28 protein-coding genes are annotated in these 26,062 nt (G+C 34.4%); 23 read left to right on the top strand and 5 right to left on the bottom strand.

Features of this window, described 5'->3' with window-relative positions; genetic code table 11:
* Positions 1–211: 211 nt before the first annotated feature.
* The 5 genes from bioD to bioA are packed head-to-tail and all read right to left on the bottom strand — an operon-like array spanning position 212 to position 4,731.
* Positions 212–889, bottom strand: coding sequence for a dethiobiotin synthase (gene bioD / locus NQ163_RS05730; RefSeq protein ID WP_268189316.1), 678 nt, complete (start codon positions 887–889; stop codon positions 212–214).
* A gap of 5 nt (positions 890–894) precedes the next feature.
* Positions 895–1,656, bottom strand: coding sequence for a malonyl-ACP O-methyltransferase BioC (gene bioC, locus NQ163_RS05725; protein WP_268189315.1), 762 nt, complete (start codon positions 1,654–1,656; stop codon positions 895–897).
* The gene (locus NQ163_RS05720) at positions 1,637–2,326 is read right to left on the bottom strand and encodes a pimeloyl-ACP methyl esterase BioG family protein (RefSeq protein ID WP_268189314.1); all 690 of its coding nucleotides are present in this window, start codon (positions 2,324–2,326) and stop codon (positions 1,637–1,639) included. Before NQ163_RS05720 ends, bioC begins: the two co-directional genes overlap by 20 nt.
* Positions 2,316–3,437 (bottom strand): aminotransferase class I/II-fold pyridoxal phosphate-dependent enzyme, encoded by a 1,122-nt coding sequence (locus NQ163_RS05715; RefSeq protein ID WP_268189313.1) that lies wholly within the window; start codon positions 3,435–3,437, stop codon positions 2,316–2,318. The genes NQ163_RS05720 and NQ163_RS05715 overlap by 11 nt, the downstream gene beginning before the upstream one ends.
* Before the next feature lie 7 nt (positions 3,438–3,444).
* The gene (gene bioA / locus NQ163_RS05710) at positions 3,445–4,731 is read right to left on the bottom strand and encodes an adenosylmethionine--8-amino-7-oxononanoate transaminase (RefSeq protein ID WP_268189312.1); all 1,287 of its coding nucleotides are present in this window, start codon (positions 4,729–4,731) and stop codon (positions 3,445–3,447) included.
* 244 nt (positions 4,732–4,975) lie between these two features.
* Between bioA and NQ163_RS05705 the strand changes: the two genes are divergently transcribed.
* The 23 genes from NQ163_RS05705 to NQ163_RS05595 all read left to right on the top strand — a co-directional run bounded on the left by NQ163_RS05705 (position 4,976) and on the right by NQ163_RS05595 (position 25,952).
* Complete coding sequence (locus NQ163_RS05705; protein ID WP_268189311.1) at positions 4,976–5,461, top strand: thioredoxin family protein; 486 nt, start codon at positions 4,976–4,978, stop codon at positions 5,459–5,461.
* A 124-nt stretch (positions 5,462–5,585) separates the two neighbouring features.
* The gene (locus NQ163_RS05700; RefSeq protein ID WP_120241241.1) at positions 5,586–6,128 is read left to right on the top strand and encodes an FKBP-type peptidyl-prolyl cis-trans isomerase; all 543 of its coding nucleotides are present in this window, start codon (positions 5,586–5,588) and stop codon (positions 6,126–6,128) included.
* 102 nt (positions 6,129–6,230) lie between these two features.
* Positions 6,231–7,535, top strand: a complete 1,305-nt coding sequence (locus NQ163_RS05695) for a dicarboxylate/amino acid:cation symporter (RefSeq protein ID WP_268189310.1) — start codon at positions 6,231–6,233, stop codon at positions 7,533–7,535.
* Between the two features lie 122 nt (positions 7,536–7,657).
* Positions 7,658–9,445 (top strand): fasciclin domain-containing protein, encoded by a 1,788-nt coding sequence (locus tag NQ163_RS05690; RefSeq protein WP_268189309.1) that lies wholly within the window; start codon positions 7,658–7,660, stop codon positions 9,443–9,445.
* Positions 9,446–9,557: 112 nt separating this feature from the next.
* Positions 9,558–10,439, top strand: coding sequence for a MerR family transcriptional regulator (locus tag NQ163_RS05685; protein WP_268189308.1), 882 nt, complete (start codon positions 9,558–9,560; stop codon positions 10,437–10,439).
* A gap of 185 nt (positions 10,440–10,624) precedes the next feature.
* Complete coding sequence (locus tag NQ163_RS05680; protein WP_120241237.1) at positions 10,625–11,119, top strand: RNA polymerase sigma factor; 495 nt, start codon at positions 10,625–10,627, stop codon at positions 11,117–11,119.
* Between the two features lie 105 nt (positions 11,120–11,224).
* Positions 11,225–11,512: a hypothetical protein gene (locus NQ163_RS05675; RefSeq protein WP_110359561.1), complete on the top strand. Its 288-nt coding sequence runs from the start codon at positions 11,225–11,227 to the stop codon at positions 11,510–11,512.
* Positions 11,513–11,562: 50 nt separating this feature from the next.
* Complete coding sequence (locus NQ163_RS05670) at positions 11,563–12,285, top strand: M48 family metallopeptidase (RefSeq protein WP_268189307.1); 723 nt, start codon at positions 11,563–11,565, stop codon at positions 12,283–12,285.
* Positions 12,286–12,639: a hypothetical protein gene (locus NQ163_RS05665; protein ID WP_268189306.1), complete on the top strand. Its 354-nt coding sequence runs from the start codon at positions 12,286–12,288 to the stop codon at positions 12,637–12,639.
* A gap of 1,004 nt (positions 12,640–13,643) precedes the next feature.
* Complete coding sequence (locus tag NQ163_RS05660; RefSeq protein ID WP_268189305.1) at positions 13,644–14,081, top strand: helix-turn-helix transcriptional regulator; 438 nt, start codon at positions 13,644–13,646, stop codon at positions 14,079–14,081.
* A 61-nt stretch (positions 14,082–14,142) separates the two neighbouring features.
* Positions 14,143–14,907, top strand: coding sequence for a dihydroorotate dehydrogenase electron transfer subunit (locus tag NQ163_RS05655; RefSeq protein WP_268189304.1), 765 nt, complete (start codon positions 14,143–14,145; stop codon positions 14,905–14,907).
* Positions 14,901–15,815: a dihydroorotate dehydrogenase gene (locus NQ163_RS05650; RefSeq protein ID WP_268189303.1), complete on the top strand. Its 915-nt coding sequence runs from the start codon at positions 14,901–14,903 to the stop codon at positions 15,813–15,815. The genes NQ163_RS05655 and NQ163_RS05650 overlap by 7 nt, the downstream gene beginning before the upstream one ends.
* Positions 15,816–15,964: 149 nt before the next feature.
* Complete coding sequence (locus NQ163_RS05645) at positions 15,965–16,996, top strand: pyridoxal phosphate-dependent aminotransferase (protein WP_268189302.1); 1,032 nt, start codon at positions 15,965–15,967, stop codon at positions 16,994–16,996.
* Positions 16,972–17,919, top strand: coding sequence for an adenosylcobinamide-phosphate synthase CbiB (gene cbiB, locus NQ163_RS05640; protein ID WP_268189301.1), 948 nt, complete (start codon positions 16,972–16,974; stop codon positions 17,917–17,919). The genes NQ163_RS05645 and cbiB overlap by 25 nt, the downstream gene beginning before the upstream one ends.
* Before the next feature lie 86 nt (positions 17,920–18,005).
* A complete protein-coding gene (locus tag NQ163_RS05635) occupies positions 18,006–18,521 on the top strand; it encodes a bifunctional adenosylcobinamide kinase/adenosylcobinamide-phosphate guanylyltransferase (RefSeq protein WP_268189300.1) in 516 nt (171 codons plus the stop codon).
* An 18-nt stretch (positions 18,522–18,539) separates the two neighbouring features.
* Complete coding sequence (locus NQ163_RS05630; protein WP_268189299.1) at positions 18,540–19,688, top strand: BPL-N domain-containing protein; 1,149 nt, start codon at positions 18,540–18,542, stop codon at positions 19,686–19,688.
* 3 nt (positions 19,689–19,691) lie between these two features.
* A complete protein-coding gene (gene cobT, locus NQ163_RS05625) occupies positions 19,692–20,738 on the top strand; it encodes a nicotinate-nucleotide--dimethylbenzimidazole phosphoribosyltransferase (protein ID WP_268189298.1) in 1,047 nt (348 codons plus the stop codon).
* Between the two features lie 23 nt (positions 20,739–20,761).
* Positions 20,762–21,814, top strand: coding sequence for a nicotinate-nucleotide--dimethylbenzimidazole phosphoribosyltransferase (gene cobT, locus NQ163_RS05620; protein ID WP_268189297.1), 1,053 nt, complete (start codon positions 20,762–20,764; stop codon positions 21,812–21,814).
* Positions 21,815–22,138: 324 nt separating this feature from the next.
* A complete protein-coding gene (locus tag NQ163_RS05615) occupies positions 22,139–22,894 on the top strand; it encodes an adenosylcobinamide-GDP ribazoletransferase (RefSeq protein WP_268189296.1) in 756 nt (251 codons plus the stop codon).
* 9 nt (positions 22,895–22,903) lie between these two features.
* On the top strand, positions 22,904–23,434 hold the full coding sequence (cobC, locus tag NQ163_RS05610; protein WP_268189295.1) for an alpha-ribazole phosphatase: 531 nt from the start codon (positions 22,904–22,906) through the stop codon (positions 23,432–23,434).
* Between the two features lie 246 nt (positions 23,435–23,680).
* Positions 23,681–24,550, top strand: a complete 870-nt coding sequence (locus tag NQ163_RS05605) for a glucosaminidase domain-containing protein (RefSeq protein ID WP_268189294.1) — start codon at positions 23,681–23,683, stop codon at positions 24,548–24,550.
* Between the two features lie 104 nt (positions 24,551–24,654).
* Complete coding sequence (locus NQ163_RS05600; protein ID WP_268189293.1) at positions 24,655–25,389, top strand: tetratricopeptide repeat protein; 735 nt, start codon at positions 24,655–24,657, stop codon at positions 25,387–25,389.
* A 98-nt stretch (positions 25,390–25,487) separates the two neighbouring features.
* Positions 25,488–25,952, top strand: coding sequence for a hypothetical protein (locus NQ163_RS05595; protein WP_268189292.1), 465 nt, complete (start codon positions 25,488–25,490; stop codon positions 25,950–25,952).
* Positions 25,953–26,062: the final 110 nt, after the last annotated feature.

The raw sequence follows: 26,062 nt of genomic DNA, 5'->3' as shown, positions 1-26,062 counted from the left end.
TTTTCCTAGATCTTGGTTGATTGAGTATTGTTTAATTTTATCTCAAATAGCTGAATATCCGGTAGTTTATCAACTTTATGTGAGTTTTAAAGTCTCTCAGAATCGATTATTTATTTGCTGCCTTAGATAATGGTCAGAATATTTATGTATTTTCGCTTAAAATTTTTTACTGTTTTTGTGAAATTTATCACATTCTAGTTTTTGGAAATTTTCATTCGAAAAATGCAGAGAAATCAACTTCTGATTTTTTCAAATCATCAATTACTGGAATCTCAACAATCGGACAATCAAAATTCATTTTTTTCAAATAGTGTTCGAAAACTTTTATTGAGTCTTTCAAAATAAATTCACTATTGGCAGGAAAGTGATTATAAATTAAGCCATGCAGTGGAATATTTCTTTTTTGCAAAATCTCCAGGCTGAGTAGTGTGTGATTGATACTACCCAATTTAGATGAGCTAACCAAAATGGTTGGATATTTCTTTTCCTCCAGAAAATCCAGTAGTGAATAATCTAATGTAATAGGAACATTCAAGCCTCCAACACCTTCAAGTAGAACAACTTCAAACTCATCATCTAATTGTTTACTTGAATTGTTAATTTTCTCAATATCGATTGTTTTATTTTGCATTTCAGCAGCCAAATGAGGCGATGCAGGATAGTCGAAAACAAAAGGACAAGTGGTTCTGTTTTTATCAACATCCATCAATTCAATCCCCATTATTTCGCGATGAGTTTGAATGTCTTCTGATATTCCTTTACAACCTGTTTGTGCAAATTTTTGTGTTACAACATTCACTTGCTTGTTTAGTAAGTGCTTGGCTAATAGTCCTGTGGCAAAAGATTTTCCAGCATCTGTATCGATGCCAGCAATAAAATATATCGACATGTAATTTATTTTTTAGGTTTTGCAATAAAGTAAATTGGCTGATAGGTTAGAGGAACACCTAATTCGGTTCCAAATAGGTCCGAATAATCCTCTTCAAATCTTTTTAAGTCACTCTTTGTCCATACTTTACCAGGAAGTCCATTTACTCCAGTTTGCTTCATGTGCTTTAATACACCTACCGGGTCAGCAAAGTATCTTTTGATTGTTTCTCTATCACTCCATATGATTTCGAATTTATCAGACAGTAATCTTTCATGCTTTCCAAATGATAAATAGTTTAATCCTTTTCCTTCTACATCCCTAATCTCTCGATAGTTATCAGGGCCAAAGGAGCTAAATACCAACAGAGATTCGGGGTTTAGGACATCATAAATATTACTCAGAAACAACTCCAAATCCGTAAACCATTGAAAAGTAGAACTTGATATGACCAAATCAAGATTCTTAGGGAGATCAATTGACTCAATATCTCCTCCAAAAAATCGAATACTATTGTCTATGTTTTGCAGTACATCTTTATACTCTTCAACGATATCATTGGCAAAGTATTCCGTTGCCCTAAAATGGCGAAAAAACTTCTCGGTTAGAACCGCTGGTCCACATCCAATTTCAAGAACCTTCTGAAAATTATCCTTTTTAATGTTCAGTAACTCATTTATTAGTCTCGATGCAATAGCTTCTTGTACTATAGCATGCTTGCGATAAGTTTCAATGCTTTTTACAAAGCTTTTTTGAACATTTTCTTTATTAACATTCTGATTTCCCACGACTTAAATCTTCAATTATCTCATCCCACGAATTCCATTTATCAAAGCAATAATGAGGATATTCTCTTTCTACAATATCAATAGATTCTTTCCATGCAAGTTTTTGATTGTCTGCAGAAAATATTAAATCCTGTTTGCCAATTAAGGCTTTGTTGTATATGTTCCAATCTACAAAGTGGTTTTGAACAAGCTTCTGAAGCTCTTTCAATTCCAGTAACTGATTATCGAATTCCCTATTTGGAACATTCAATTTAAAGAGAGTAAAGGCAGATTTTCCTCCACACATTCTCATCCAAAATTTTTCCAAACTCTTTAAATTCAGCCCATCTATAGTAGCCTGAAAAACTGCAGGAGGTATACCTTTTAGGTTATCAATTGGATTTATGGTACCATTAATAGCGATTGCGTCAGCAAATAAACTTTTTCGATTTTTCAATAAAAGATTTGCAGCGTAAACACCTAAAGACCATGCTATAAGATAAACTTTATCGTAATTTTCAAAAATACGATTCACCTCCTTAGGAAGTAAAACATCTCTATAATCATAGCAACTAAGAATATCATATTCCTTTGAATTTAAATGCTGCAATGGCTTTTCATCACAGCTCCATCCGTTAAAAAAAAGAATACACTTCTTTTTTGAAGTTTTATGTAACCATTTAGTTTTCATTGCAATATTCTTTTATCAATCGTGGTACATCTTGTAGTTCTTCCCAGTTCATATCTGCACAAATCGATAAACGCAAACGCGAAGTGCCAACAGGAACAGCTGGTGGTCTAATTGGAAAGACCAAAAATCCTTTCTTTTGCAGATACTCAGCTAAATTTACACATTGTTGACTATCGCCGATAATTACGGGAACAATATTCGAATTACCATCTGTTTTTAAGCCTAATTCTATAAGTTTATCTCTCAGTTTATTAGCTAACATCATTACATGCTCTCTTTCTATTTGCATTTTAACGATAGTGCGCAGCATGATAATATTCCAACTGATTACGATAGGAGGCAAGGCAGTTGTGAAAATTAAGGATCTCATTCGATTAATCAGGTACTTTTTAATGATTGAATCACAAATTACAAATGCCCCTATTGAGTTCATGGCTTTGCCAAAAGTACCTACCAAAAGGTCTATTTCAGGCATGAAATCAAGCTCCTCGGCTATTCCTAATCCCTTTTCTCCTCTTACTCCTAAGGAATGAGCTTCGTCGAGATATAAAAAGCAATTGTACTTTTTCTTTAATTCGATAAGTCTTTGCACATCAGCTTCATCACCATCCATGCTAAAAATCGATTCACTTACAATAAATACCTTATCATATTGATTTCTTTTGTTTTGCAATATTGTTTCAAGCTGATTGTAGTCCAAGTGCTTAAAACGCATGTATTCAGCATTCGATAGGCGAATTCCATCAATAATACTAGCATGATTTAACTTATCTGACAAGATTAAATCTCCTTTTCCGGATAAGGCGGATAAAATTCCGATATTTGCATGATATCCAGAGTTAAAAAATAGGGCGGAGCGCGAGTATAATCTTTCTAATTCTTCTTCCAACTGTTCATATTCCGGAAAGTTACCCGTCAGTAAACGTGATGAACCCGATCCAAAAGAATTTCCCTTAGGTCTTGGAATATTTTTCTTACTTACTCCTAAATAATCATTGGAGGAGAGGTTCACTTTGAAGTCATTATCTGAGATTTTTTTTAGTGATCTCAGGTTTCCCGAATCCTCTAATTTGCTTAATTCCTCTTTGTATTTATCCAATAAACTACTCATCACAATATTAACAATCTTTAACTATAGAAATAAGCTTTTTACATAAGAAAATTAAATCTTCATCACTAATAACAAATGGAGGCATCAGGTATACATTCTTGCCAAAAGGACGAACCCAGATTCCATTTTCAACAAATTTCTTTTGCATACTGGCCATATCAACAGGTTCTTTCATTTCAATAACCCCAATTGCCCCTAAAATACGTACTTCAGCAACGTTATTAAAGCTTCTTGCAGCCTTTAATTCCTGTTCAAGAGTACTTTCTATCTTATTTACTTTTGCTTGCCAATTATCGCTTAATAGCAGAGAAATACTGGCTATCCCAACAGCACAAGCCATTGGATTTCCCATAAAAGTAGGGCCATGCATAAAATTTCCTGGTGTGCCAGAAGAAATTCCTTCGCTTACTTTTAAATTGGTTAAAGTTGCTGCAAATGACATATATCCACCAGTAATCGCCTTGCCGACGGTCATGATATCTGGTTCTATATTTGCGTATTCGCAGGCAAACATCCTACCAGTTCTACCAAATCCTGTTGCAATTTCATCCAATATCAATAAAATGTCAAATTCATCACAAATCAGTCTCAATTTTTTTAAATATTCAGGATGGTAGAATCTCATTCCACCAGCACCTTGAACAATCGGCTCAAGGATAACAGCTGTTAATTCTCCATGATGCTCCCTAATCATTTTATCCATTGGAGCAAATGCTTCTTCATCCCAATCCTCATTAAATTTGCAAGTGGGAGCTTCTACAAAATAATTTATCGGTAATACTCCAGTAAAAATTTCATGCATTCCGGTAACCGGATCACAGACTGACATCGCATTAAAAGTATCGCCATGATAACCGGAGCGTATTGTAAGAAATTTATTCTTCTTAAGATTATTTGTGGCAAATCTGTACTGTATTGCCATTTTCATTGCAACTTCAACAGCAACCGAACCTGAGTCGCAATAAAATACTTTTTCTAAAGATTTAGGAGTAATTTTTACCAGTAACTTAGCAAGGTCAACTGCCGGTTGGTGTGTTATACCGCCGAACATCACATGAGACATGTTTTGTAGTTGCTTTTCAACAGCTTCATTTAACACAGGATGATTGTATCCATGAACAGCGCACCACCAAGATGACATTCCGTCAATTAGTTCACGACCATCTTCCAGTTTTAACTTTACACCCTCTGCTGAGACCACCGGATATACTGGCAATGGATCTTTCATCGAGGTGTAAGGGTGCCAAATGTGGTTTTTATCAAAACTAAGGTCTATTTTCCCTTGCGTACTCATACAATTTAAATTCTTTTAATTTCCTGCGTAAAGCTATGATTTCTTAGGTAAGAAGAATAGGGTTTGAATGTATTTTTATAACATATCCCCTTAAAACACTAACAATCTAGACGATAATTACACAAGATATAAAGTTAGGCTGTTATTTCCTTGTTAAAAATCAATTTCAAACTCCTCTCATTGAAATAAATCATTAATTTCGGACATTAATTAAATCATGATGAATGATATAAATACTGAACAAATGAAAACATTTAAGTTGTTTTTGACTTTAAGTCTAGCCTTATTCATTACGAATGGCTTATCAGCTCAAAGGATCTATAATCCAAATGCTGATGCAAAAAAGGATCTTATTGAGGCTGTGGCTAAAGCAAAAAAAGAAGGGAAGCATGTTTTAATTCAAGTTGGGGGTAATTGGTGCCCATGGTGCATTAAAATGCACCGATATCTTCATAGCCAAGAAGAAATTAATAAGCTTTTGAATGATAATTATGTATTCTTGGAGGTAAATTACAGCAAAGAAAATAAAAACAAAGACGTTTTAATGGATCTTGGTTATCCTCAACGCTTTGGCTTTCCTGTAATGCTGGTTCTAAATGCTAAAGGAGAGAGAATCCACACTCAAAACACCGGGAATTTAGAAAAGGATAAAGGTTATGATTTCAATCGGGTTAAATCATTTCTTTACAATTGGCGTCCTGATGCCCTGAATCCAGCTAATTACAAATAAATACTAAAATCCGTTAATATTAGACCAAGAACTCCGATTTTATTTGAATAAAGAAATAAATGTACTTTCTTTGTATCGGATTTATAAGAAAGTCTAAAGAATAAAATACTAAAAAAAAGATATTATGACTATTGCAAAAGATAAAATGGTATCAGTTATTTACGAATTAAAAACTGATCCAGCTGGTGAAATCATTGAAAAAGCAGTTACTGAAACTCCACTAACATTCTTGTGTGGAGCTGGTCAAATGCTTGAAAAATTCGAATCTAACCTAATGGGATTAAAAGTAGGTGAATCATTCGAATTTAAATTAGAAACTGCTGAAGCATACGGTGAAGCTTCTGAGCAGGCTGTTATTGACCTTCCTAAAAATATTTTTGAAGTAAACGGAGAGTTTGACGCAGAAATGATTAAAGAAGGAAATGTGGTTCCAATGCAGGATAGTTCAGGTCGTAGAATGAACGGTATTGTATTAGAAGTAGCAGATGCAACTGTTAAAATGGACTTCAATCACCCATTAGCTGGTGATGACTTATATTTTAAAGGTGAAGTTATCGAGGTAAGAGATGCTACTGACGAAGAAAAACAAGCAGTTTATGCACCACAAGGTGGATGTGATAGCGGAAGTTGTAATGACGGAGGCTGTGGAAGCGGTTGTGGTTGCTAATAGCAATTCAAAAAATATTTAAAGCCCGAAAACCAATTGGTTTTCGGGCTTTGTTTTTTTATTTCATACAATTACCTTTAAAGCTTATTAAAATTACAGCTTATGTGGAAAAGATTACCCCTTTATGTGAAAATATTAATAGGAATGGCTTTAGGTATTGTTGGAGGAATGCTTGCTGTTTATTTTGATTTAACCAAATTCACTGCAGATTGGATAAAACCATGGGGTGCAATCTTTTTAAACCTTTTAAAACTTATAGCTGTCCCACTAATATTTGTTTCATTGGTTAAGGGGATTTCAAGTCTTTCAAACATCTCAAAACTCTCACGCATAGGAATAAAAACCATTTCACTTTATGTGATTTCTACAGTTATAGCAGTTAGTTTTGGACTTTTACTGGTAAATAATTTTGAACCTGGAAACACCTTCCCAGAGCACAAAAAAATAGAACTTCAAGAAAGGTTTGGGTCAGATATTAGTCTTAAGAAGAATCAAGCCGATCATATCAAGGAAGAATCTCCACTTCAATTTTTAGTTGACGTGGTACCAGACAATTTCTTCAAAGCAGCCACAGACAATACCAAAATGCTGCAAATCATATTCTTTGCCATTTTATTTGGGATCGCAATGGTGATTCTGGAAGAAAAAAAGGTAAAAGTAGTAAAGGAATTCTTTGATGGAATAGATGCTATTATTCTAAAAATCATTGATATCATCATGCTTTTTGCACCATATGGAGTATTTGCATTAATTGCCGGATTAATTGTTGATTTTTCAGGAGATGTAGACCTTTTTACTGCATTGGGATGGTATGCAATAACAGTAATAGCGGGATTATTGATCATGATCTTTTTAATATATCCATTATTCTTACGAATTTTTACTCCAATAAAGTATACTGACTTCTACAAATCAATCTCTCCAGCTCAATTATTAGCATTTTCTACAAGTTCAAGTGCAGCAACACTTCCTGTAACCATGGAGTGTGTTGAAAACAAAATGGGTGTTTCAAACGAAGTTGCAAGTTTTGTTTTGCCAGTTGGAGTCACCATCAATATGGATGGTACTAGTTGTTATCAAGCTATTGCAGCGGTTTTTATTGCTCAGGTGTTTGGTGTAACATTGGATATCTACGATCAGCTTTTAATTGTCGTAACAGCCACATTGGCTTCTATTGGAACCCCAGGTGTACCAGGTGGTAGCATCGTAATGCTTATTATCGTTCTTACATCAGTTGGTATTCCTATTGAAGGTCTGGCATTAATACTTGGTATAGATCGACCTTTAGACATGCTTAGAACGGTTGTAAATGTAACAGGAGATGCCACCGTTTCCACAATTGTTGCTAAAACGGAAGGAAAATTAACTTACCCTCCGCAAATAATTGCAGAAAAAGTAAAATCTTAAAATGCCCAAAAACAGTAAGGCGTTGTATTTATTTTTATATTTTTGTATAATTATTTTCTGATTTTGATGAACAAAAAATGAATTGAATTTGTTTCCTGATTGAACCATTAAAAAAAAATGACATGAATTTCAGGAATTACAAATTTAGTTTAGGATTATTTCTCCTAATGATCGCAGCAATAGTTAATGTTTCATGCGAAGATGATGACAATGACATGCCAAATCCAATGCCAACAGACAAGAATATTGTTGACATTGTAATAGGTAATGATAACTTCTCAATTTTAGCTGCCGCTCTTACAAAGGCAGACTTGGTAGAAGCTTTAAATGCCAATGGACCTTTTACGGTATTTGGACCGACAAATGCTGCTTTTGAGCAATTGTTTACGGATTTGGGAGTTTCAGGTATTGATGAACTGAGTGCTGAAGCTTTAGCTCCGATTCTTTTATATCATGTATTGGGTATTCAAGCAAAATCAACAGACTTATCTAATGGTTATGTGCAAACACTAAGTACATTTACTCCTGGTGATTATCCTATCAATTTACTCGTTGGTCTTGATTCGGGCGTAAAATTAAATAATAGCGCCAATGTTACCAGCGTCGATGTTATGGCGTCCAATGGCGTGATTCACATCATTGACGAGGTTCTTCTTCCTCCTGATGTTGTTGACATAGCTATCGCAAATGCTACATTCTCACATCTAGTAGATGCAGTAATTAAAGCTGATTTAGTAGATGCACTTAGAGGAGATGGGCCATTTACGATTTTTGCTCCAACTGATGCCGCTTTCGAGGCTTTATTTGCTGATCTGGGCATAAATGGAATTGAAGATTTGTCAGCAGAAGATCTTACCCCAATTCTTACCTATCACGTTGTTTCAGGAAATGTTCGAGCTGCCGATGTTAGCACTGGTACAGTTTCAACTCTAAATGCCGAAGCTGATCTTGAAATTGATGCTGATGGTAGTGGAGTTATTATCAACGGATCAAGCAATGTTATTGCTACTGACGTACAAGGAACCAATGGGGTAATACATGTAATTGATAAGGTGTTAATTCCTGGAGCAGAAGAGGAAGCACAGTCGATAGCAGATATTGCAGCAGCAAATGGCGATTTTTCCAGCCTGGTAGCAGCTCTTGACAAAGCTAGTCTTGTAGAAACAATGGATGGAGAAGGTGCATTTACAGTTTTTGCACCAACCAATCAGGCTTTTCAGGATTTATTTACCAATCTGGGTGTTTCAGGAATTGAGGATTTATCCGTCGAAACACTAACTCAAGTTCTACTTTATCATGTTTTAGGCAGTAAGGTTATGTCAACGGATATTAATCCGGGCTATGTGGAAACACTAGCTACCAACAGTCCGGATATGGATCCTGTAACGTTACGATTAGACACGAGCGATGGAGTAAAGCTAAACAAAGAAACAACGGTAACATCAGCAGATATTGAAGCATTCAATGGTGTTATTCATGTAATTGATAAGGTTTTATTACCTCCTAATGTAGTTGATATTGCAATTGCTAACGACAACTTCGAGCATTTGGTAGCCGCAGTCGTAAAGGCTGATTTAGCTGAAACTTTAAGTGGAGATGGACCATTTACAATATTTGCTCCAACAGACGCAGCTTTTGAAGCACTTTTTGAAGCCTTAGGAGTTGATGGAATTGACGACTTAAGTGCAGAAACTTTAACTCCAATTTTGCTTTACCATGTTGTTTCTGGTAATGTAAGATCAGATCAGGTATCAACTGGCATGGTATCAACTCTAAACGAAGGAAGTATGCTTGATATTGATACAAGTTCGGGCGTAACAATTAACGGAGATACTAACGTAACTGCAACAGATATTCAGGGAACTAACGGAGTAATTCATGTAATCGATAAGGTTTTATTGCCAGAATAATCTCTACAATACATACTAAAACCTGCCATTTTATGCAGGTTTTAGTTTTTTTGATTAGATTTAATAATTATTAAAGAGAGTGGATTTTCACTCTTCTCACTAACTGAAAAATATGAGTAAATATTCCATAAAAGATCTTGAAAAAATAACAGGAGTAAAAGCTCACACCATTCGAATATGGGAAAGAAGATATGGTATCATTCAGCCTGAAAGGAGCAAGACCAATATTCGCTCATATTCTGATAGTGACCTTCGTAAACTGCTTAATGTTTCAATGCTTAATTCATCAGGAATTAAAATTTCTCACCTTGCTAAATTAAGCACCATTGATCTTGAAGCTAAAATATTAGAGTTGTCAAGGTCAAATAAAAGTATTGGATTTCACATAGAGAAACTTACGCTTGCAACAGTAAATTTTAATGAAGAATTGTTTGAGTCTATTTTGTCCAGATACATACTCGAAAGCGGAATGGAATCAACCATTGTAGAAGTACTTTTCCCTTTTTTCGAAAGGATAGGAGTGCTTTGGCAAGTTGGCTCAATCAATCCAGCTCAGGAACACTTTATTTCAAATTTGATTAGACAAAAATTATTTGCATCGATCGATTCTCTTTCAGGAAAGTCAGTGGAAGGTGCGTCGAAAGTGCTGATATACTTAAAGGAAGGTGAGTTGCATGAAGTCGGGATTCTATTCTACAATTATATACTAAGAAGAAATGGATTCAGTACGCTTTATCTTGGACAAAATCTGCCATTTAAGGATTTGGTAAGCGCAGTAAATGATTACAATCCTGATTATATTATCAGCTCTTTCATTTCGCCGATTAATCCAGAGGATATTAATGTCTACTTGTTAAGTATGGAAAAATCCTTTAAAAATATAGAGCTAATGGTCACTGGCTTACAGCTTAAGCAAGAAGGGGTAGAAGTGCCTGATTCCATGAAATTGATTACATCTCCACAAAAATTTAAAAAGCTACTTCAATTGAAGTAATTAAAAGACTTTTTAGTCTTATTTAGAAAGACTAATATAGAATTGCCAAAAGCCTTTCATTTAAAAGAATGTAGGCTTTTTTTATTTAGAATCAGGAACTGTTATTAAAGTTCTGTTTAAGGATTTATTGACTTTTGTCTAATCTTTTTGTATTTTTATTAGACAAAACAATAGGAGGTACAATCATGACAACAATAGAATTTAATAATACGATCGTTAATTTAGAAGAGCAACTTAGAATTTATGCTTACCGATTAACCAACAATAGAGAAGATGCATTGGATTTATGCCAGGAAACCGTTTTGAAGGCTTTCATATACAAAGCAAAATTTAGCCATAACAATCTTAAAGCTTGGCTTTATACAATTATGAAGAACTTGTTCATAAATGCATATAGAAAGAAGTTAAAGCAACGTGAGTGGATGGCTCATGAAACAAACAACAATATAGGAAAGGTAAATGTAAGTTTTGACAATCCTTATTCTATACAAAACTATAAGGATATCATGAAGGAACTGAACAAATTGGAAGAATCCTTGCGCACGCCTTTTAAAATGTTTTTAGAGGGATTTAAATACCGCGAAATTGCTGAACATGCAAATTTGCCAATTGGCACCATTAAAAGTAGAATATTCCAGGGGCGAAAAATTTTAGCTGAACAATTGGCTGACTACTCCTAAGTGCTCAAGTTTTATCTATTTTTAAATGATAAATTAATCGGGGTTTATTACCTTTGTTCCCGATCAGAGGGAAGAATCCCGATTTATTCATCAAAAACTATTAAGATGGCTAGTAGAAGACGCTTAAAAAAAGACATTGATTATCTTTGTTTTGAGGTTATTTCAGATTGTTATAACTATAATTATTTGCACCCGGAAAATAGGGAGCAGGTAATGGATATCATCAAGGATACTATTATTGCAAGAAATAATTTAATTGCAAGAGTTAACCATCCTGATGGAAAAGATAATCCTAAAATGGTAAAGGCATATTACAAGTCAATTTTTAACGACTTGATTAAGAATGTAGATGAATCATTTACCAGATTAAGCACCTTAATTAAGGAAAAGTAATTTCCAAAATTAGATATTTTAATAGCTTTGCATTTTGCAAAGCTTTTTTTATGCCTACAGAAAAAATCATCTATATTAAAGACATTGGAGAAATTGCACTAAGAACCGATAAGCGTTTCAGGCGGTTATCAATTCGCATGGCTCCAACAAAAGGAATTTGGATAAACGTTCCCAATTGCATTTCCGTCGAGGAAGCCATAAAGTTTGCTGAAGAAAACAAGGCCTGGATCATTCAAGCTAAACAGAAGAAAGATGCCAGGGAAAGTCAGCAAACCATTTTTGATCAGAATACCAAATTTAAAACCAAATACCACGAGCTGAGAATTACTCAGGTAACTACCAAGTCTTATTCTTCGAAACTTAATAATGGCATACTTGAGGTAATTTATCCCGAAGGAATGGAAATTATTAATACAGGCTTACAAGAGTTTATCAGAAAATCCATAATTGAAACTCTTCGGCGCGAAGCAAAATACTATTTGCCTAAGAGGATAGAATTTCTTGCGAAACAACATGGATTTAAGTACCATTCCGTACAAATCAAAAATACCAAAAGCCGATGGGGCTCTTGCTCTCATGATAATAAAATCAATTTGAGTTTGCATTTAATGCGTTTGCCAGAAGATTTATCGGATATGGTTATCCTTCACGAATTGTGTCATACAGTCGTTAAAAACCATTCCAGCCAATTCTGGGAGCTTTTAGCAAGTCATTGCCCCAATCTTGCAGAAAAGAAAAATAAAATAAAGAAACACTCTATAAACATCATATAAATGAGTAAAGAATTATATATCGTAATAGGACTATGCGTATTTGCCTTTCTTGTAGGTAGTCGATTAAAAAAAGCATTGAAAACCCCACAAAGCAAATCAAAGGATCATAAAAAGAATAAACAGGCTAAAAAGAAGGAGTTGTCTCCAAAGCAGATCAAACTCCGACGGATATTTACAATTGCAATGCTGGTTTTGGTTTTTGGACTTTTAATATTCATGATTCCTGCATTATCAAGAGATATTTTAACATCCAATGGGAGTGTAACAGAAAACCTTATTTTAAGAATCTTAATTGTAGGATTCTCAATCTATATTCTTTTTATGGGATATGTAAAGATAAGAAAGTCGAAATAGGCTTTCTTGTCTTGCAAATACCATTATTCTTCTAGATTTTAGCAATAATTATTTTGCTATTTATACTTGCATCTGCTTCAATTACTGAACATTGTCAACAATTCTTACCATTTTTAAGCTCCTTAGCTTGTAATTTTTGTAAACAATCAGACCATATGATTGAAAAAATACAATTGTCAATCCATTTCGAGTAAACAAAAGCATTTTTTTCTCACATTATTTGTTTACATCATTAAATTAATGTTGTAAACTATAATTGGAGTCAAGTCCAATTTTCAAAATTCATTTATTTACATATGTAATTTATAATTGTAACCTATTTGTGTGGTTTCGTATCCATACTATTGTTTATTCTCAATTGCTTTTTGTATACACATTTTAAATGTATTATATTGTTTAAATATAGGTTACAAATCTAATAGTAGTTGACATTTAAGAGTGTTTAATTCTAGTAACCAGATACTTATAGAGCTATATTAAATTATTACTTTAGACATATAGTTTACAATACTATAAAACTATATCAATTAGAATGTAAATTGTAAACTCCACATGTTTATAATGCTGTAATTCAATGTTTTATGGATTTCAATTGATTTAAAAATAGAATAGGATATCAATCAAACAGGCCGAACTAGTGTTGATTCTTGTTATATTCCTAATAAATACACTTGTAAACAAGTCTAATGAGCTGAAAAACTAGCAATTAGACTCATGTTGATTCTGTTTAGAGTATTATACACTCCATTTGTTTGAGTGATGGTCTAATGGATTCAGTTTATTCTATGAATCCTTTTTAAGTCTATATGTCCAGAAATTAGGAGCTTAAATCATTTATAAATGTAAAATACAATTGTAAATTGAGAATTGTTACAGGTTAAATTGTCGGTTTACAATTATAAATTACAAAAGTAACCCTAATTTGAATTTTCTATTTGCTTTTTGTAAATTTAATTTTACCTTTGTATCGACAGACACAGTTAACATCTGTAAAATATCAACCTATGAAAGATAGAATCGTTCAATTAATAAACAGTGAAGGCTTAACATCTTCAAAATTTGCCGATACAATTGGCGTGCAGCGCTCCAGTATATCTCATATATTATCAGGCAGAAACAAGCCGAGCCTCGATTTTGTGCAAAAAATAAGACGATCCTTCCCTCATGTCAACATTGATTGGATTATTTTTGGAGAAGGTGAAATGTACACATCACAAGAAACCTCTAAACTTTTCGAGAATGAGATGATTCAATTTGAAAAGGAAGAAGATACACCTAATATTACTCCTCAACCTCCTAAATTAAAAAAGGAAACACCTACAAAGCCTGTAAATCAGCCTGAATCCTTCTCAGAAATGAACGTGTTCGTTCCTGGTAAACAAATAGAAAAGGTAGTTGTGTTTTATACTGATAAAACTTTTAGGGAATACAACCCATCTTAAGCATTTTTTGAATTATCTTTGCCTGGATTTATTCTTAACAGATATAATATTGCTAGGCACCATGAAAAAATTAGTACAAGACTTTGAGGTACTACAAAGAAAAGAGCTGAACGATGAGCATTTTGTGCTGGATGTAAAGGCCTTAGAGCCACTTCCGGAAATACGTCCAGGACAATTTGTAAACGTTTTGGTAAAAGATTCCAACACAACCTTCCTTAGAAGACCATTATCGATCCATTTTGTAGATTATGAGCGCAATACAATTAGCTTGTATATCAAAAAAATTGGTGATGGAACCAAAAAATTGGGTGAACTAAAAGAAGGTGATACATTAAACATTGTTTATCCATTGGGTAATCAATATTCCATTCCAAATAATGCCAATACATTACTTGTTGGTGGTGGTTGCGGTGTGGCTCCCTTGCTATATCTTGCAAAACATCTTAAAGAAGCAGGTAATAAGGTAACTACACTTCTTGGTGTTAGATCAGAAAAAGATGCCGTAGAGCTTGATGCTTATAAAGAATACGGTAATATTCTGGTTACTACAGAAGATGGTTCTTTTGGTGAGAAAGGATACCCAACCCAACATTCTGTATTGGAGAAAGAAAAGTTTGATTACGTATTTACATGTGGTCCGGAGCCAATGATGAAGGCAGTTGCGGCATATTCTGCACAAAATAACATTCCTTGCGAAGTTTCGCTTGAAAATACTATGGCATGTGGATTTGGAGCTTGTTTATGCTGCGTAACTGAAACAACAGAAGGTAATAAATGTACTTGTACCGAAGGACCGGTATTCAATATAAACGATCTGAAATGGTAAATTTAGGAGTAAAACTTAAAGATCTAAGCTTAAAGAACCCAGTAATGACCGCTTCTGGAACCTTCGGGTTCGGTGAAGAGTTCGAAGATTTTATCGATTTAAGCAATTTAGGCGGTATTTTAGTAAAAGGTACCACCAGACACCATAGAGAAGGAAATCCTTATCCAAGAATGGCAGAAACGCCTTCAGGAATGCTAAATGCAGTAGGATTACAAAATAAAGGAGTTGAAAACTTCTGCAATGAAATTTATCCGCGAATTAAGCACTACGATACCAACATCTTAGTTAATGTTTCAGGATCAGTAATTGAAGATTATGTAGAAACAGCTGCTATGATTAACGAGTTGGAGCACATTCCAGCCATTGAGTTGAATATCTCTTGTCCTAATGTGAAGGAAGGTGGTATGGCATTCGGAACCAGCTGTGCATCTGCTGCTTCGGTGGTAAAAGCAGTTCGAGAGGTGTATAAAAAACACTTAATGGTAAAACTATCGCCGAATGTTACGGATATTACTGAAATAGCGAAAGCTGTTGAAGCTGAAGGAGCTGACTCAGTATCATTAATCAACACCCTATTGGGCATGGCTATTGATGCAGAAACCAGAAAGCCTTTATTATCAACCGTTACTGGAGGATTATCAGGTCCTGCAGTAAAGCCAGTTGCTCTTAGAATGGTATGGCAAGTATTTAATGCCGTTAACATTCCAATAGTTGGATTAGGAGGCATAATGAACGCCAAAGATGCCATTGAGTTTATTTTGGCAGGTGCTACCGCAATTCAAATTGGAACAGCGAATTTTATCGATCCACAGATTACTGAAAAGGTAGTTGTGGGCATAGAAGACTATATGAAACGCCACAACATTCAAGATATCAATGATTTAATTGGCGCTTTACAAGTTCAGTAATTAAACCTTACTTATTAAAGAAATAATTCTTTAATTGATATATAATGAGTTTACATTTGTAATTACATCTGTAAACTCATTCTTTTTTGAAAGAAATTACCAAAAGTAATATCTTTATACACTATAACCTTTACACACTATATAACAACATGTTACAAGGACACGGAGATGATGGATACAAATATAAACAGGACATTAAAGCCAATTTTAGCACCAACGTCTGGTACGGTGGATATTCCGAAGCTTTAAAAAAGCATCTGATAAAAAATTGGAATGCCATAGACTCCTATCCTGAAGCTTCAGCAGAGAGTTTTATTCATGTTTTGGCGAAAGATCTTGATGTTGAAACCAACATGTTGATGGCTGTAAACGGTGCTACTGAAGCTTTTTATCTTATTGCCCAATGCTATGGTAATACGAGCTCTACCATTGTTGTTCCTACATTTTCGGAATACGAAGATGCTTGTAAAATCAATAATCACAAACTTCATTTTATGAACTGGAAAGACTTGTCCTCTTCTTCCTGCTTCGATACGGACCTTATTTGGATCTGTAATCCTAATAATCCAACTGGTGATATTTTATTGCAAAAAGACTTGGATCTTATATTACAGAATCATCCAAATTCAGTTTTTGTAATTGATGAAGCCTATATAGATTTTACCGATACAATTTCATCTTCAATAGAATTGATCAAAATACATCAAAATCTTATCATCGTAAAATCTCTCACTAAAAACTTCGCAATTCCCGGCCTGAGATTGGGATATTTGATTGCAAACAAGGCATTGGTGCAGAAAATTGAATTCTACAAGGCTCCATGGACGGTAAATTCACTAGCAATTGAGGCTGGAAAATACCTGATTCAGCACAAAGCGGATGTTTTGCCTCCTGTAATACATTATAAATCAAGCACAGAAAAATTCACTAAAAAATTGGCCAAAATTTCAGGCCTTAAAATTCACCCTACAAAAACTTCCTATTTTTTAATCGAACTAGAAAAAGGTGACTCAACAGAGTTAAAAAACTACCTAATTTCTGAATTTGGTATCCTGATTCGCGATGCTAAAAATTTCCGTGGACTAAATTCTTCTTATATTCGCGTGGCAACATTAAATGAAGAAAAAAATCAGTTGCTAATTGATGCATTACAAAAATGGAGCAAATTAAATACATTATAATACCCCTTCTTATTGGATATATTTTAGATCTAATTTTTGGAGATCCCAGAAAGTTACCTCACCCTATAGTTGGTTTTGGAAATTCAATATCAATACTGACAAAATGGTTGAACAAAGGAAAGAATCGGTTGATTAAAGGTGCAACTATGTGTTTGTTGCTTGCATCATCGGTATTTGCTTTTTTTTACTTATGCTCACATTTACTACTTCAGTTAAACGAATATGCATACCTTATTTTTACGTCGGTATTTGTATTTTATGGATTGGCCAACAAAAGTCTTTTGCAGGAAGGAATTGAAGTCTTTCACCATTTAAATAGTATGGGTTTGGAAGCAGGACGTAAAAGACTATCATGGATTGTTGGACGTGATACATCCCAATTGTCTGAACAAGAGATTCGATTGGCAGTATTTGAGACTCTATCAGAGAACTTATCGGATGGTGTTATTGCTCCTCTATTTTATTATGCAATAGGTGGAGTTCCTGGCATGATGTGCTACAAAATGATTAACACCATGGATTCCATGATTGGTTACAAAAATGACAAGTACATATTATTTGGCAGGTTCGCAGCACGTTTGGACGATGTAGTTAATTTTATACCAGCAAGGATCACTGCTTTTTTAATGACTTCTGTTACACTAAGTTATCGAGGTTTAAAATTCATATTTAAATATGGAAAAGCACACACAAGTCCTAATGCAGGATATCCTGAATCAGCATTGGCAGGAATTTTAAATTGTCGATTTGGAGGTCCTCATGATTATGGAGGAGTTAGTGTTAATAAGCCTTATATAGGTGAGAATGATCGACCTTTGAGAAATGAGGAAATCAATAAAATCAAATACATTAACCATGCTGTTTGTTTTGTGGGTATTCTAATTATTATAGCCTGTTACTTACCATGGAATAGCCTGTTTTAAAAAAGGAAAAAAATATTCTTGTCGGAATTATAAATTCGTAAATTCACCATAACAAATAATTCTTATTATAATATTTACATTTAGCTATGATTCATTTAATTACGGGAGGACAAAGATCTGGAAAAAGCGAATTCGCAGAAAAATTGATCTTAAGTAAAACTTCAAATCCTGTATATATGGCCACTTCACGGATTTGGGATGATAATCATAGAAAAAGAATTGAAGCACACAAAGCTCGCAGGGGACCTCAATGGACCAACATCGAAGAAGAAAAGTTCTTAAGTCAGCATGATGTAAATAACAGAGTCATCTTGCTAGACTGTATTACGCTATGGCTCAATAATTTTTTCTTCGATAATGAAAATGATGATGATAAAACAATAGCTCAAGCCAAAGAAGAGCTGGATAAAATATTCGCACAAGATTGTGATTGGATTATTGTAACAAATGAATTAGGCCTGGGTGGTCATCCGGGTAATGATATGGCAATGCGATTTAATGATATCCAAGGAACAATTAACCAATACATTGCAAATAAGGCTGATATTGTAAGCATCGTAATATCAGGTATTCCACTTGAAATAAAGAACACACTAAAATAAACCACTAACTAAACTAACATGAACAAATTCCTTACAATTGGAGCACTACTAATTGCTCTATTATTTACAACATTCTCTTGTAAAAGAGTTCCTACAAAAGCCGAAAATAGAATTAAGGTTGGTGTATTTGATAAAAATGGTGATAGCCCATGGTGTATTACTGATGCTGTTGAAGCTTTAAAAATTGATCCAAAAATTGATTGCGAAGTGATTCGTGCAAGTCAGATTGTATCTGATGAAATTCTTGATTTTGATGCAATTGTATTCCCTGGTGGAAGTGGAAGAAGTGAAACCATGAGTCTTGGTGAAGTCGGCATTGAAAGAGTTGTTTCTTTGGTAAAAAACAAAGGTGTAGCTGTAGTTGGTATTTGCGCCGGAGCATATATCATGACCAATACACCTAACTATCCAAGTTTAAATCTTACTGGCTATAAAGCCATTGATATTGAACATGACCACCGTGGACATGGTTTGGCAAAATTCTCTTTAACGGAAGAAGGAGAAAAAATCTTTCCGGAATTAAAAGATCGTGAAATTTCATTTTGTCAGTATTACGAAGGACCAGTTTTGGTTTCAGCGGAAGATGAAATTGAAGAAGGATCATTGGGAACCATGTTGTCTGATGTTCACACTGTTGAAGGAACACCTGCAAACATGACTAACAACAGGCCATTTATTGTAGCCAATACAGTTGGTAAAGGAAAAGTTGCTTCTTTTGTTGGTCACCCGGAATGTACTCCCGGTATGCGTTGGATGCTTCCTCGTATTGTTCGTTGGGCTACAAATAATGAAATGGTAAAATATCCTAAATCTGTAATGCGACCTGACTTCTTCAAGGAGGAAATCATTTATACCAAAGACATCCAGGATCTTCAATCAAAATACTATAATAACCTATCGGGATCGAAAGAAGAAAAAATGGAAGCAATCGATAAAGTAATTGAATTGGCTTGCTGGTCTTCCAAAAAATGGATTCCTGGTTTATTACGTGATAAAGATGCTGATGTAAGAAGCAAAGCATCAATTGCATTGGTGAAATTGGAAAGAACAGATGCATTAGCCGACTTGGAAGTAGCATTCGCTAATGAAACAAACGATGACTGCAAAATTCAGTTAGAAAAAAGTTTAACTGAATTAAAAAATATTCTTGGTAAAAATAGAAATTAACAGATGATAGAATTTAAAATTGATTCTTTATCAGACAATTTAAATAAAGAATTACAGGAGAAGATTGATACGAAAACCAAGCCCATTGGTTCGTTAGGAATGTTGGAAAAAATTGCTTTCCAATTGGGGAAAATTCAAAATAGCCTAAATCCAAAGATTACCAATCCTAATGTGGTTGTATTTGCAGGAGATCATGGTATTGCTGATGATGGAGTTAGTTTTTATCCAAAATCTGTTAGCTACCAAATGCTATATAATTATATGGAAGGTGGTGCAGCATCAACTGTATTTGCCAAACAACATGGCATCAAATTTAATGTAGTTGATGCGGGTGTTGATCATGATTTTGATCCAAGCCTTCCTATAATTAACAGAAAGTTAGCCTACGGTACTAAAAACTACCGTTTTGAAGCTGCAATGACCAAAGAGCAATGCTTGGAAGGAATTAAACGCGGTGCCGAAGTGATTGAAGAAATTCACCAAAATGGTTGTAATTTCATTATTTTCGGTGAAAAAGGAATTGGAAATACTTCATCAGCTTCACTAATACTTAGTATTTTAGGAGATATTTCTTTGGAGGAGTGTGTTGGCAGAGGTACTGGATTAGATAAAGATGGTGTAAAAAGTAAATTCGATCTTTTAAACGAAGGCCTTTCAAAATACAATAAATTTAATGATCCAATTGATGTACTTACTCACTTTGGAGGATTTGAAATTGTGATGATTGTTGGGGCCATGTTAAAAGCCGCCGAACTGAAAATGACACTATTAATTGATGGTTTTATCATTACATCAGCATTACTGGCAGCATTCAAAATCAATCCTAAGATTAAGGATTATTGCTTATTTGCACACAAATCGAATGAACAAGCTCACATTAAAATGCTGAATATCATGGGTGGTGAACCAATTCTTGACATTGGCATGCGTTTGGGCGAAGCAACAGGAGCAATGGTTTGCTTTCCTTTAATAAAGAGTGCAGCTCAATTTATGAACGAGATGGCTTCCTTTCAGGATGCTGGCGTTAGCGAAGCAAAAGAAGAAAAATAAACCAGATTAAACTCAATTTCAATATGAATTTCGATATAAAAACTCCAAACAAAGAGTTGATAGAACAACTTCAACACAAAATTGATTTTAAAACCAAACCCATTGGTTCATTAGGAATGTTGGAACAATTGGCGGTTAAAATAGGTTGTATTCAAAACACCTTAACTCCTGAATTAAAACAACCAACAATAATGGTTTTTGCTGGAGATCACGGCATTGCATTAGATGGCGTTAGTCCTTATCCACAGGAAGTAACCTGGCAAATGGTTGCCAACTTTATGGCTGGAGGCGCTGCCATTAATGTATTTGGTCGTCAGAATGGTATTGATATCAAAATTGTTGATGCAGGTGTAAACTACGATTTCGACAAAGAGTGGAATGTAATTGATGCCAAGATTGCCCATGGAACCAAATCATACCTTAATGGTGCAGCCATGACTTCAGAACAGTTTCAGCTTGCCATTAAAAGGGGAGCTGATTTGGTAGAACAAGCTCACAAAGGCGGAACCAATATCATAGGTTTTGGTGAAATGGGAATTGCAAACACCTCTTCTGCAGCTGTTTTATTACATTTATTGGCTGATGTAGATTTAAAGGAGTGTGTTGGACGAGGAACTGGATGGGACGATGAAGGCTTGAAAAGAAAATATGAAATTTTGAATTCAGCCGTTGAAAACTATAAAGGAGACTCATCTATTGAAAATATATTCGCTCACTTTGGTGGATTTGAAATTGTAATGATTGCAGGTGCCATGTTAAAGGCTGCCGAACTAAAAATGATCATCATGGTAGATGGATTTATTATTACATCAGCACTTTTGGCTGCATCTAAAATGAATCCTGAAGTATTGGAATATTGTATTTTCACGCATAAATCAAACGAAAATGGGCACAAGCATATGCTAGCACATTTAAATGCCAATGCAATTCTAGATTTGGGTATGCGATTAGGCGAAGGAACCGGTGCTGCAGTAGCTTATCCTATTATCGAATCAGCAGTTAACTTCCTGAATCAAATGGCTAGTTTCGAGGATGCTGGCGTAAGCAATAGCGATAAGGTAGTGAATGAGGGGTAGTAATTAAGAATAAAGTCAGGAGGTGACTAACTTACAAAATGCAAATAGTCACCCCCTGACTCGCTTATTTACTCTTTTGAAAGGAGTGGAACAAAGGATTAGATTTACAATCCTTTAATTTTAAAACTCTTCCCTCATAGGGAAGATGGCGACAGCCAGAAGAGTGTATCTTGGTTTATATTTCTCTTTTTCACCCTTTTCCCTGTCGGGATTTTCCCTTAAAAGGGAAAACTTCTTAACGAAAAGGAGTTAGATTATTAAAAAACAGTCTTTAGAATTGAGATAAAAAAGTTGTCAACCGTTAATTTGATTTTAATATAATTTATGAAACGCGAACTCAACATTTTCTTTACAGGATTATCCTTTTTTACAAGAATTCCATTTCCCAAATGGGCTGATTTTAAAAAGGAATATCAGCACGAAGCTATTAAATATTTTCCCATTGCTGGCCTGATAATTGGTGGAGTGGCGGCTCTTGTTTTTTATTTGAGCAATATACTTTTGCCTTTTAATTTGGCTGTGATATTGAGCATGGTAGCCACAGCATTGCTAACCGGAGCATTACACGAAGATGGCTTTATGGATGTGTGCGATGGATTTGGTGGAGGTTGGACCAAAGAGAGAATCCTTGAAATCATGAAGGATTCCTTAATTGGTGCATTTGGCGTTACAGGAATTATCTTCCTGATATTGACAAAGTTTTATTGTCAGTTTTCCATATCGGCAAACCAATTGCCTTGGATTTTGATTGCTGCACACGCTACAACTCGAATGGCAGCAGCTACTTTGGTAAACACACACCAATATGCAAGAGTTGAGAATTCCAAAGCCAAAGACTATTCTCAAAAACTAAGCATTGGCAATTTTATATTTATGGTATTAACAGGAATTGCGCCTTTAGCTCTTTTAGGTAATGCTAAATTTTTCCTGATTATAATTCCTGTATATCTTTGCAAGTTCTTATTAGGAAGATATTACAACAAGTGGATAAACGGATATACAGGCGATTGCATTGGTGCAACACAACAGCTTTGCGAAATTGTCTTCTACCTTACTTATTTATCACTTTTAAACTATTAATATTACAAAATGGAAATCTATTTAATTCGTCATACGGCAGTAGCAGTGGAACAAGGAGTTTGCTACGGACAAAAAGATGTTGATTTGGCCGAAACATATCCTGAAGAATTAGAAGCTGTCAAAAAAAATCTTGATGGAATGGAGTTTGATAAAATCTACTCAAGTCCATTGTCAAGAGCTAAAAAATTAGCCAACGATATTTATCCTAATCAGGCAGAAGAGGACAAAAGACTAATGGAACTGCACTTTGGTGATTGGGAAGGAAAAGTTTGGGACGAAATTAAAGATCCGTTCCTTGAGAAATGGATGGAAGATTTTGTAAACCTTAAATGCTCTAATGGTGAGTCGTTTGTAATGCTACGCGATCGTATTTTAGAATTTTGGAATGAATTGAAAGCACAAAATCACAAAAAGGTTGCAGTATTTACTCATGGCGGTGTAATTCGAACCATTCAAGCCATTGAAAAGAACATTAAGTTGGAAGATTCATTTAATATCGCAACACCAGCATTTGGCGAGGTGGTTGTAGTAAATGTATAAAGCCAATACAATGATATAAGAAAGCGGAACTCTAAACGGAATTCCGCTTTTTTTTTTGTCTTGCAGATAACAAACTAAGATTTGAAATTATATTACTGTAAATAAATTTATAATGCGGATGAAGTCAATAGGAGTCATATTTGCATACATTAGCAACTGTTTCAACTCAACTGACATTTTAGTTTTAAATTTGCCAGCACAAAATAAAATACTATTTTAGCAAACTGGAATTAACAATAATTCAATATGCAACTACGGTTTATTTCTTTGATTTGCTTGCTTTTAATGTGTATATCATGCACAGAACGTGTGGTATTCTCACATGAGAAGGTTACTCCGGAATATGCAGAGATTAAAAGCAAAGACGATGTACATGCCTTTGCTGATACAATTATTACTCCTTATATCTATACTAAGGTAATCTCATTACGAATGCTGCCGGTAAATGAGAAAAAGCAGAAGTTTGTAGAAATGTTACTGCCATCGGTGCTACTTGCTCAACACAATTTAAATCAAAAAATTAAAAGAGTAGAGCACATTGAAAACTGGCTGGCACAACATCCAAATTACATTGAAAGCGATAGTATTTTCCTTTTTCAATTATTTGAGCAATACAAATGTTCCGAAATATCCGAACTGAAGAAAAGACTAAAACCGCATCCTGCAAGTATTGTTCTGGGACAAGCTGCTTTGGAATCAGGTTGGGGATCATCCAGATTTTTTCAGGAAGGCAATAATGTTTTTGGCATATGGTCATACAATAAAGGAGAGAATAGAATAAAAGCATTGGTAGGAAGAGACTCGACGCATATCTACGTACGTAAATATTCAAGTATAGAAGAATCGGTAAACGATTATTATCAGACCATTGCAAGGGTTCGTGCATATAAAGAATTTCGATTGGAAAGATCAAACACCGATGATCCTGGTAAATTGGTACCATTATTGCACCGCTATTCAGAGGTTGGAGAAGCATATACTAAAAAACTCAATAGCCTGATAAAGAACAATCAGCTTACTCAATACGATAATTATGCGATTGATGATAAGTATTTGCAGGAAGAAACCATTGAATTGGCCCAATTAAATAAATTTTCTCTAAACAATCTTTATTGAAGAATATTTTTGTGTTAATTCTATTTGATTTTTCTCTGAAATAGTTATTTTTAGGCTTGTTTTGACAAAAAAATATAAAATCAAATAATCATAAAATTCAAAGTATGAAAAAGTTAATTTTATTTATCGCAGTATGTTTTTGTGCTACAAGTTTATTCGCACAATCTGCTGCTCAACTAAAAAATGAAGGTAATGCTGCAGTTAAATCGAAAGATTATAAAACTGCACTTGAAAAATATGAGGCATTTTTAGGAGCTGAAGATACATTCGAAGATCCTGCATTGGTTTTTAATGCTGCTTACTGTGCAAATAAATTGAAAGATTACGCTAAAGCTGAAAAATATTTTGCTCAATCTGTTGCAAGTAACTATAAACTTTCAAAATCATACCAATATTTAGCTTCAGTACAAAAGAAGCAAAAGAAAATGGATGAGATGGTTGCTACATTGAAAAAAGGTATTGAAGCAATTCCTACTAAAAATTCAAAATTAATTGCAAGTCTATCAAAGCATTACTTGGTTGCAGGACAAAAAGCTCAAAAAGCAAACAAAATGGATGCTGCTGAAGATCTTTACAAAAAGGCTAGCGAAAGTAAATCAAAATACCAGGCTGATGCATTAGTTGGTTTAGGTATGTTGTATTTCAACCAAGGTGCTACTATCATGCAAAAAGCGAATCCAATTGCTAACAAAGAACCAGAAAAGTTCAAAGCTGAATCAGCAAAAGCTCAAGGTTTTTACAAAAAAGCAATGGCTGAGTTAACCAAAGCAAAATCATTGGCTCCAACAAGAGAAGATCTATTACAAACAATGGCTACAGTTAAGGCTGAGATCAAGTAATTTCTTAGAAATAATATAAATTGAAAGGGATACTCAAAATTGAGTATCCCTTTTTGTTTTCTTTCGTATAGGAAATTGTATTTTCATGCCATCCGAATATGAGATTAAATTACAAGCACATTCAAAAGATTCTTTTCAGGGGTATTCTACTCTTGGCAGTTTGTGCGTTGTCATTTTCGGCCTATGCGAACAACGAATTAAAAGGCAAATTCAATTTACACTCCGTAAATTTGGTTCAAAAGTCAATCGACGTAAGCAAATCGGATGAAACCCTTTATTTTTCTTTAAGAGCCTATTCTTTGCAGGGATTGAATAAGGTCGACATTTACTTCGAATCTCCATCGGGTAAAGAGGTGATTCAAACCACTTGTGAGAACAAGAAAAAAACCAAAGTTGGTATGCTTTTGGGTAGAATCTTGTTTAAAAAGAAATCGGAAAGTGGGGAATGGAAAATTAACAAGATAGTTGTAGAAGATTTAGAAGGCAATAGCCACACTTACGACAAGAAATTTCTTGCTGAAAACAAGTTTACTCACTCATTGCTAATCAAAAGCAAAAGATAGCCTCATAATTGCTCTATATTCAAGAAAAAATTCTATTATTTATCACTAGTCTTAATTAAAAGTAATTCAGTAAGATACTGATATCATTACAGTTTTTAACTAATTCCCGG

Source organism: Marinifilum sp. D737, from assembly GCF_026672275.1.
GTDB lineage: Bacteria > Bacteroidota > Bacteroidia > Bacteroidales > Marinifilaceae > Marinifilum.
The sequence above is the reverse complement of the archived record's forward strand: the minus strand, read 5'-3'. Positions and strand labels throughout refer to the sequence as shown.

Coding starts and splice junctions, on each gene's coding strand:
- bioD (WP_268189316.1), bottom strand. CDS start 889: ATGTCGATATATTTTATTGCTGGCATCGATACAGATGCTGGAAAATCT.
- NQ163_RS05720 (WP_268189314.1), bottom strand. CDS start 2,326: ATGAAAACTAAATGGTTACATAAAACTTCAAAAAAGAAGTGTATTCTT.
- NQ163_RS05715 (WP_268189313.1), bottom strand. CDS start 3,437: ATGAGTAGTTTATTGGATAAATACAAAGAGGAATTAAGCAAATTAGAG.
- bioA (WP_268189312.1), bottom strand. CDS start 4,731: ATGAGTACGCAAGGGAAAATAGACCTTAGTTTTGATAAAAACCACATT.
- NQ163_RS05705 (WP_268189311.1), top strand. CDS start 4,976: ATGAAAACATTTAAGTTGTTTTTGACTTTAAGTCTAGCCTTATTCATT.
- NQ163_RS05700 (WP_120241241.1), top strand. CDS start 5,586: ATGACTATTGCAAAAGATAAAATGGTATCAGTTATTTACGAATTAAAA.
- NQ163_RS05695 (WP_268189310.1), top strand. CDS start 6,231: ATGTGGAAAAGATTACCCCTTTATGTGAAAATATTAATAGGAATGGCT.
- NQ163_RS05690 (WP_268189309.1), top strand. CDS start 7,658: ATGAATTTCAGGAATTACAAATTTAGTTTAGGATTATTTCTCCTAATG.
- NQ163_RS05685 (WP_268189308.1), top strand. CDS start 9,558: ATGAGTAAATATTCCATAAAAGATCTTGAAAAAATAACAGGAGTAAAA.
- NQ163_RS05680 (WP_120241237.1), top strand. CDS start 10,625: ATGACAACAATAGAATTTAATAATACGATCGTTAATTTAGAAGAGCAA.
- NQ163_RS05675 (WP_110359561.1), top strand. CDS start 11,225: ATGGCTAGTAGAAGACGCTTAAAAAAAGACATTGATTATCTTTGTTTT.
- NQ163_RS05670 (WP_268189307.1), top strand. CDS start 11,563: ATGCCTACAGAAAAAATCATCTATATTAAAGACATTGGAGAAATTGCA.
- NQ163_RS05665 (WP_268189306.1), top strand. CDS start 12,286: ATGAGTAAAGAATTATATATCGTAATAGGACTATGCGTATTTGCCTTT.
- NQ163_RS05660 (WP_268189305.1), top strand. CDS start 13,644: ATGAAAGATAGAATCGTTCAATTAATAAACAGTGAAGGCTTAACATCT.
- NQ163_RS05655 (WP_268189304.1), top strand. CDS start 14,143: ATGAAAAAATTAGTACAAGACTTTGAGGTACTACAAAGAAAAGAGCTG.
- NQ163_RS05650 (WP_268189303.1), top strand. CDS start 14,901: ATGGTAAATTTAGGAGTAAAACTTAAAGATCTAAGCTTAAAGAACCCA.
- NQ163_RS05645 (WP_268189302.1), top strand. CDS start 15,965: ATGTTACAAGGACACGGAGATGATGGATACAAATATAAACAGGACATT.
- cbiB (WP_268189301.1), top strand. CDS start 16,972: ATGGAGCAAATTAAATACATTATAATACCCCTTCTTATTGGATATATT.
- NQ163_RS05635 (WP_268189300.1), top strand. CDS start 18,006: ATGATTCATTTAATTACGGGAGGACAAAGATCTGGAAAAAGCGAATTC.
- NQ163_RS05630 (WP_268189299.1), top strand. CDS start 18,540: ATGAACAAATTCCTTACAATTGGAGCACTACTAATTGCTCTATTATTT.
- cobT (WP_268189298.1), top strand. CDS start 19,692: ATGATAGAATTTAAAATTGATTCTTTATCAGACAATTTAAATAAAGAA.
- cobT (WP_268189297.1), top strand. CDS start 20,762: ATGAATTTCGATATAAAAACTCCAAACAAAGAGTTGATAGAACAACTT.
- NQ163_RS05615 (WP_268189296.1), top strand. CDS start 22,139: ATGAAACGCGAACTCAACATTTTCTTTACAGGATTATCCTTTTTTACA.
- cobC (WP_268189295.1), top strand. CDS start 22,904: ATGGAAATCTATTTAATTCGTCATACGGCAGTAGCAGTGGAACAAGGA.
- NQ163_RS05605 (WP_268189294.1), top strand. CDS start 23,681: ATGCAACTACGGTTTATTTCTTTGATTTGCTTGCTTTTAATGTGTATA.
- NQ163_RS05600 (WP_268189293.1), top strand. CDS start 24,655: ATGAAAAAGTTAATTTTATTTATCGCAGTATGTTTTTGTGCTACAAGT.
- NQ163_RS05595 (WP_268189292.1), top strand. CDS start 25,488: ATGAGATTAAATTACAAGCACATTCAAAAGATTCTTTTCAGGGGTATT.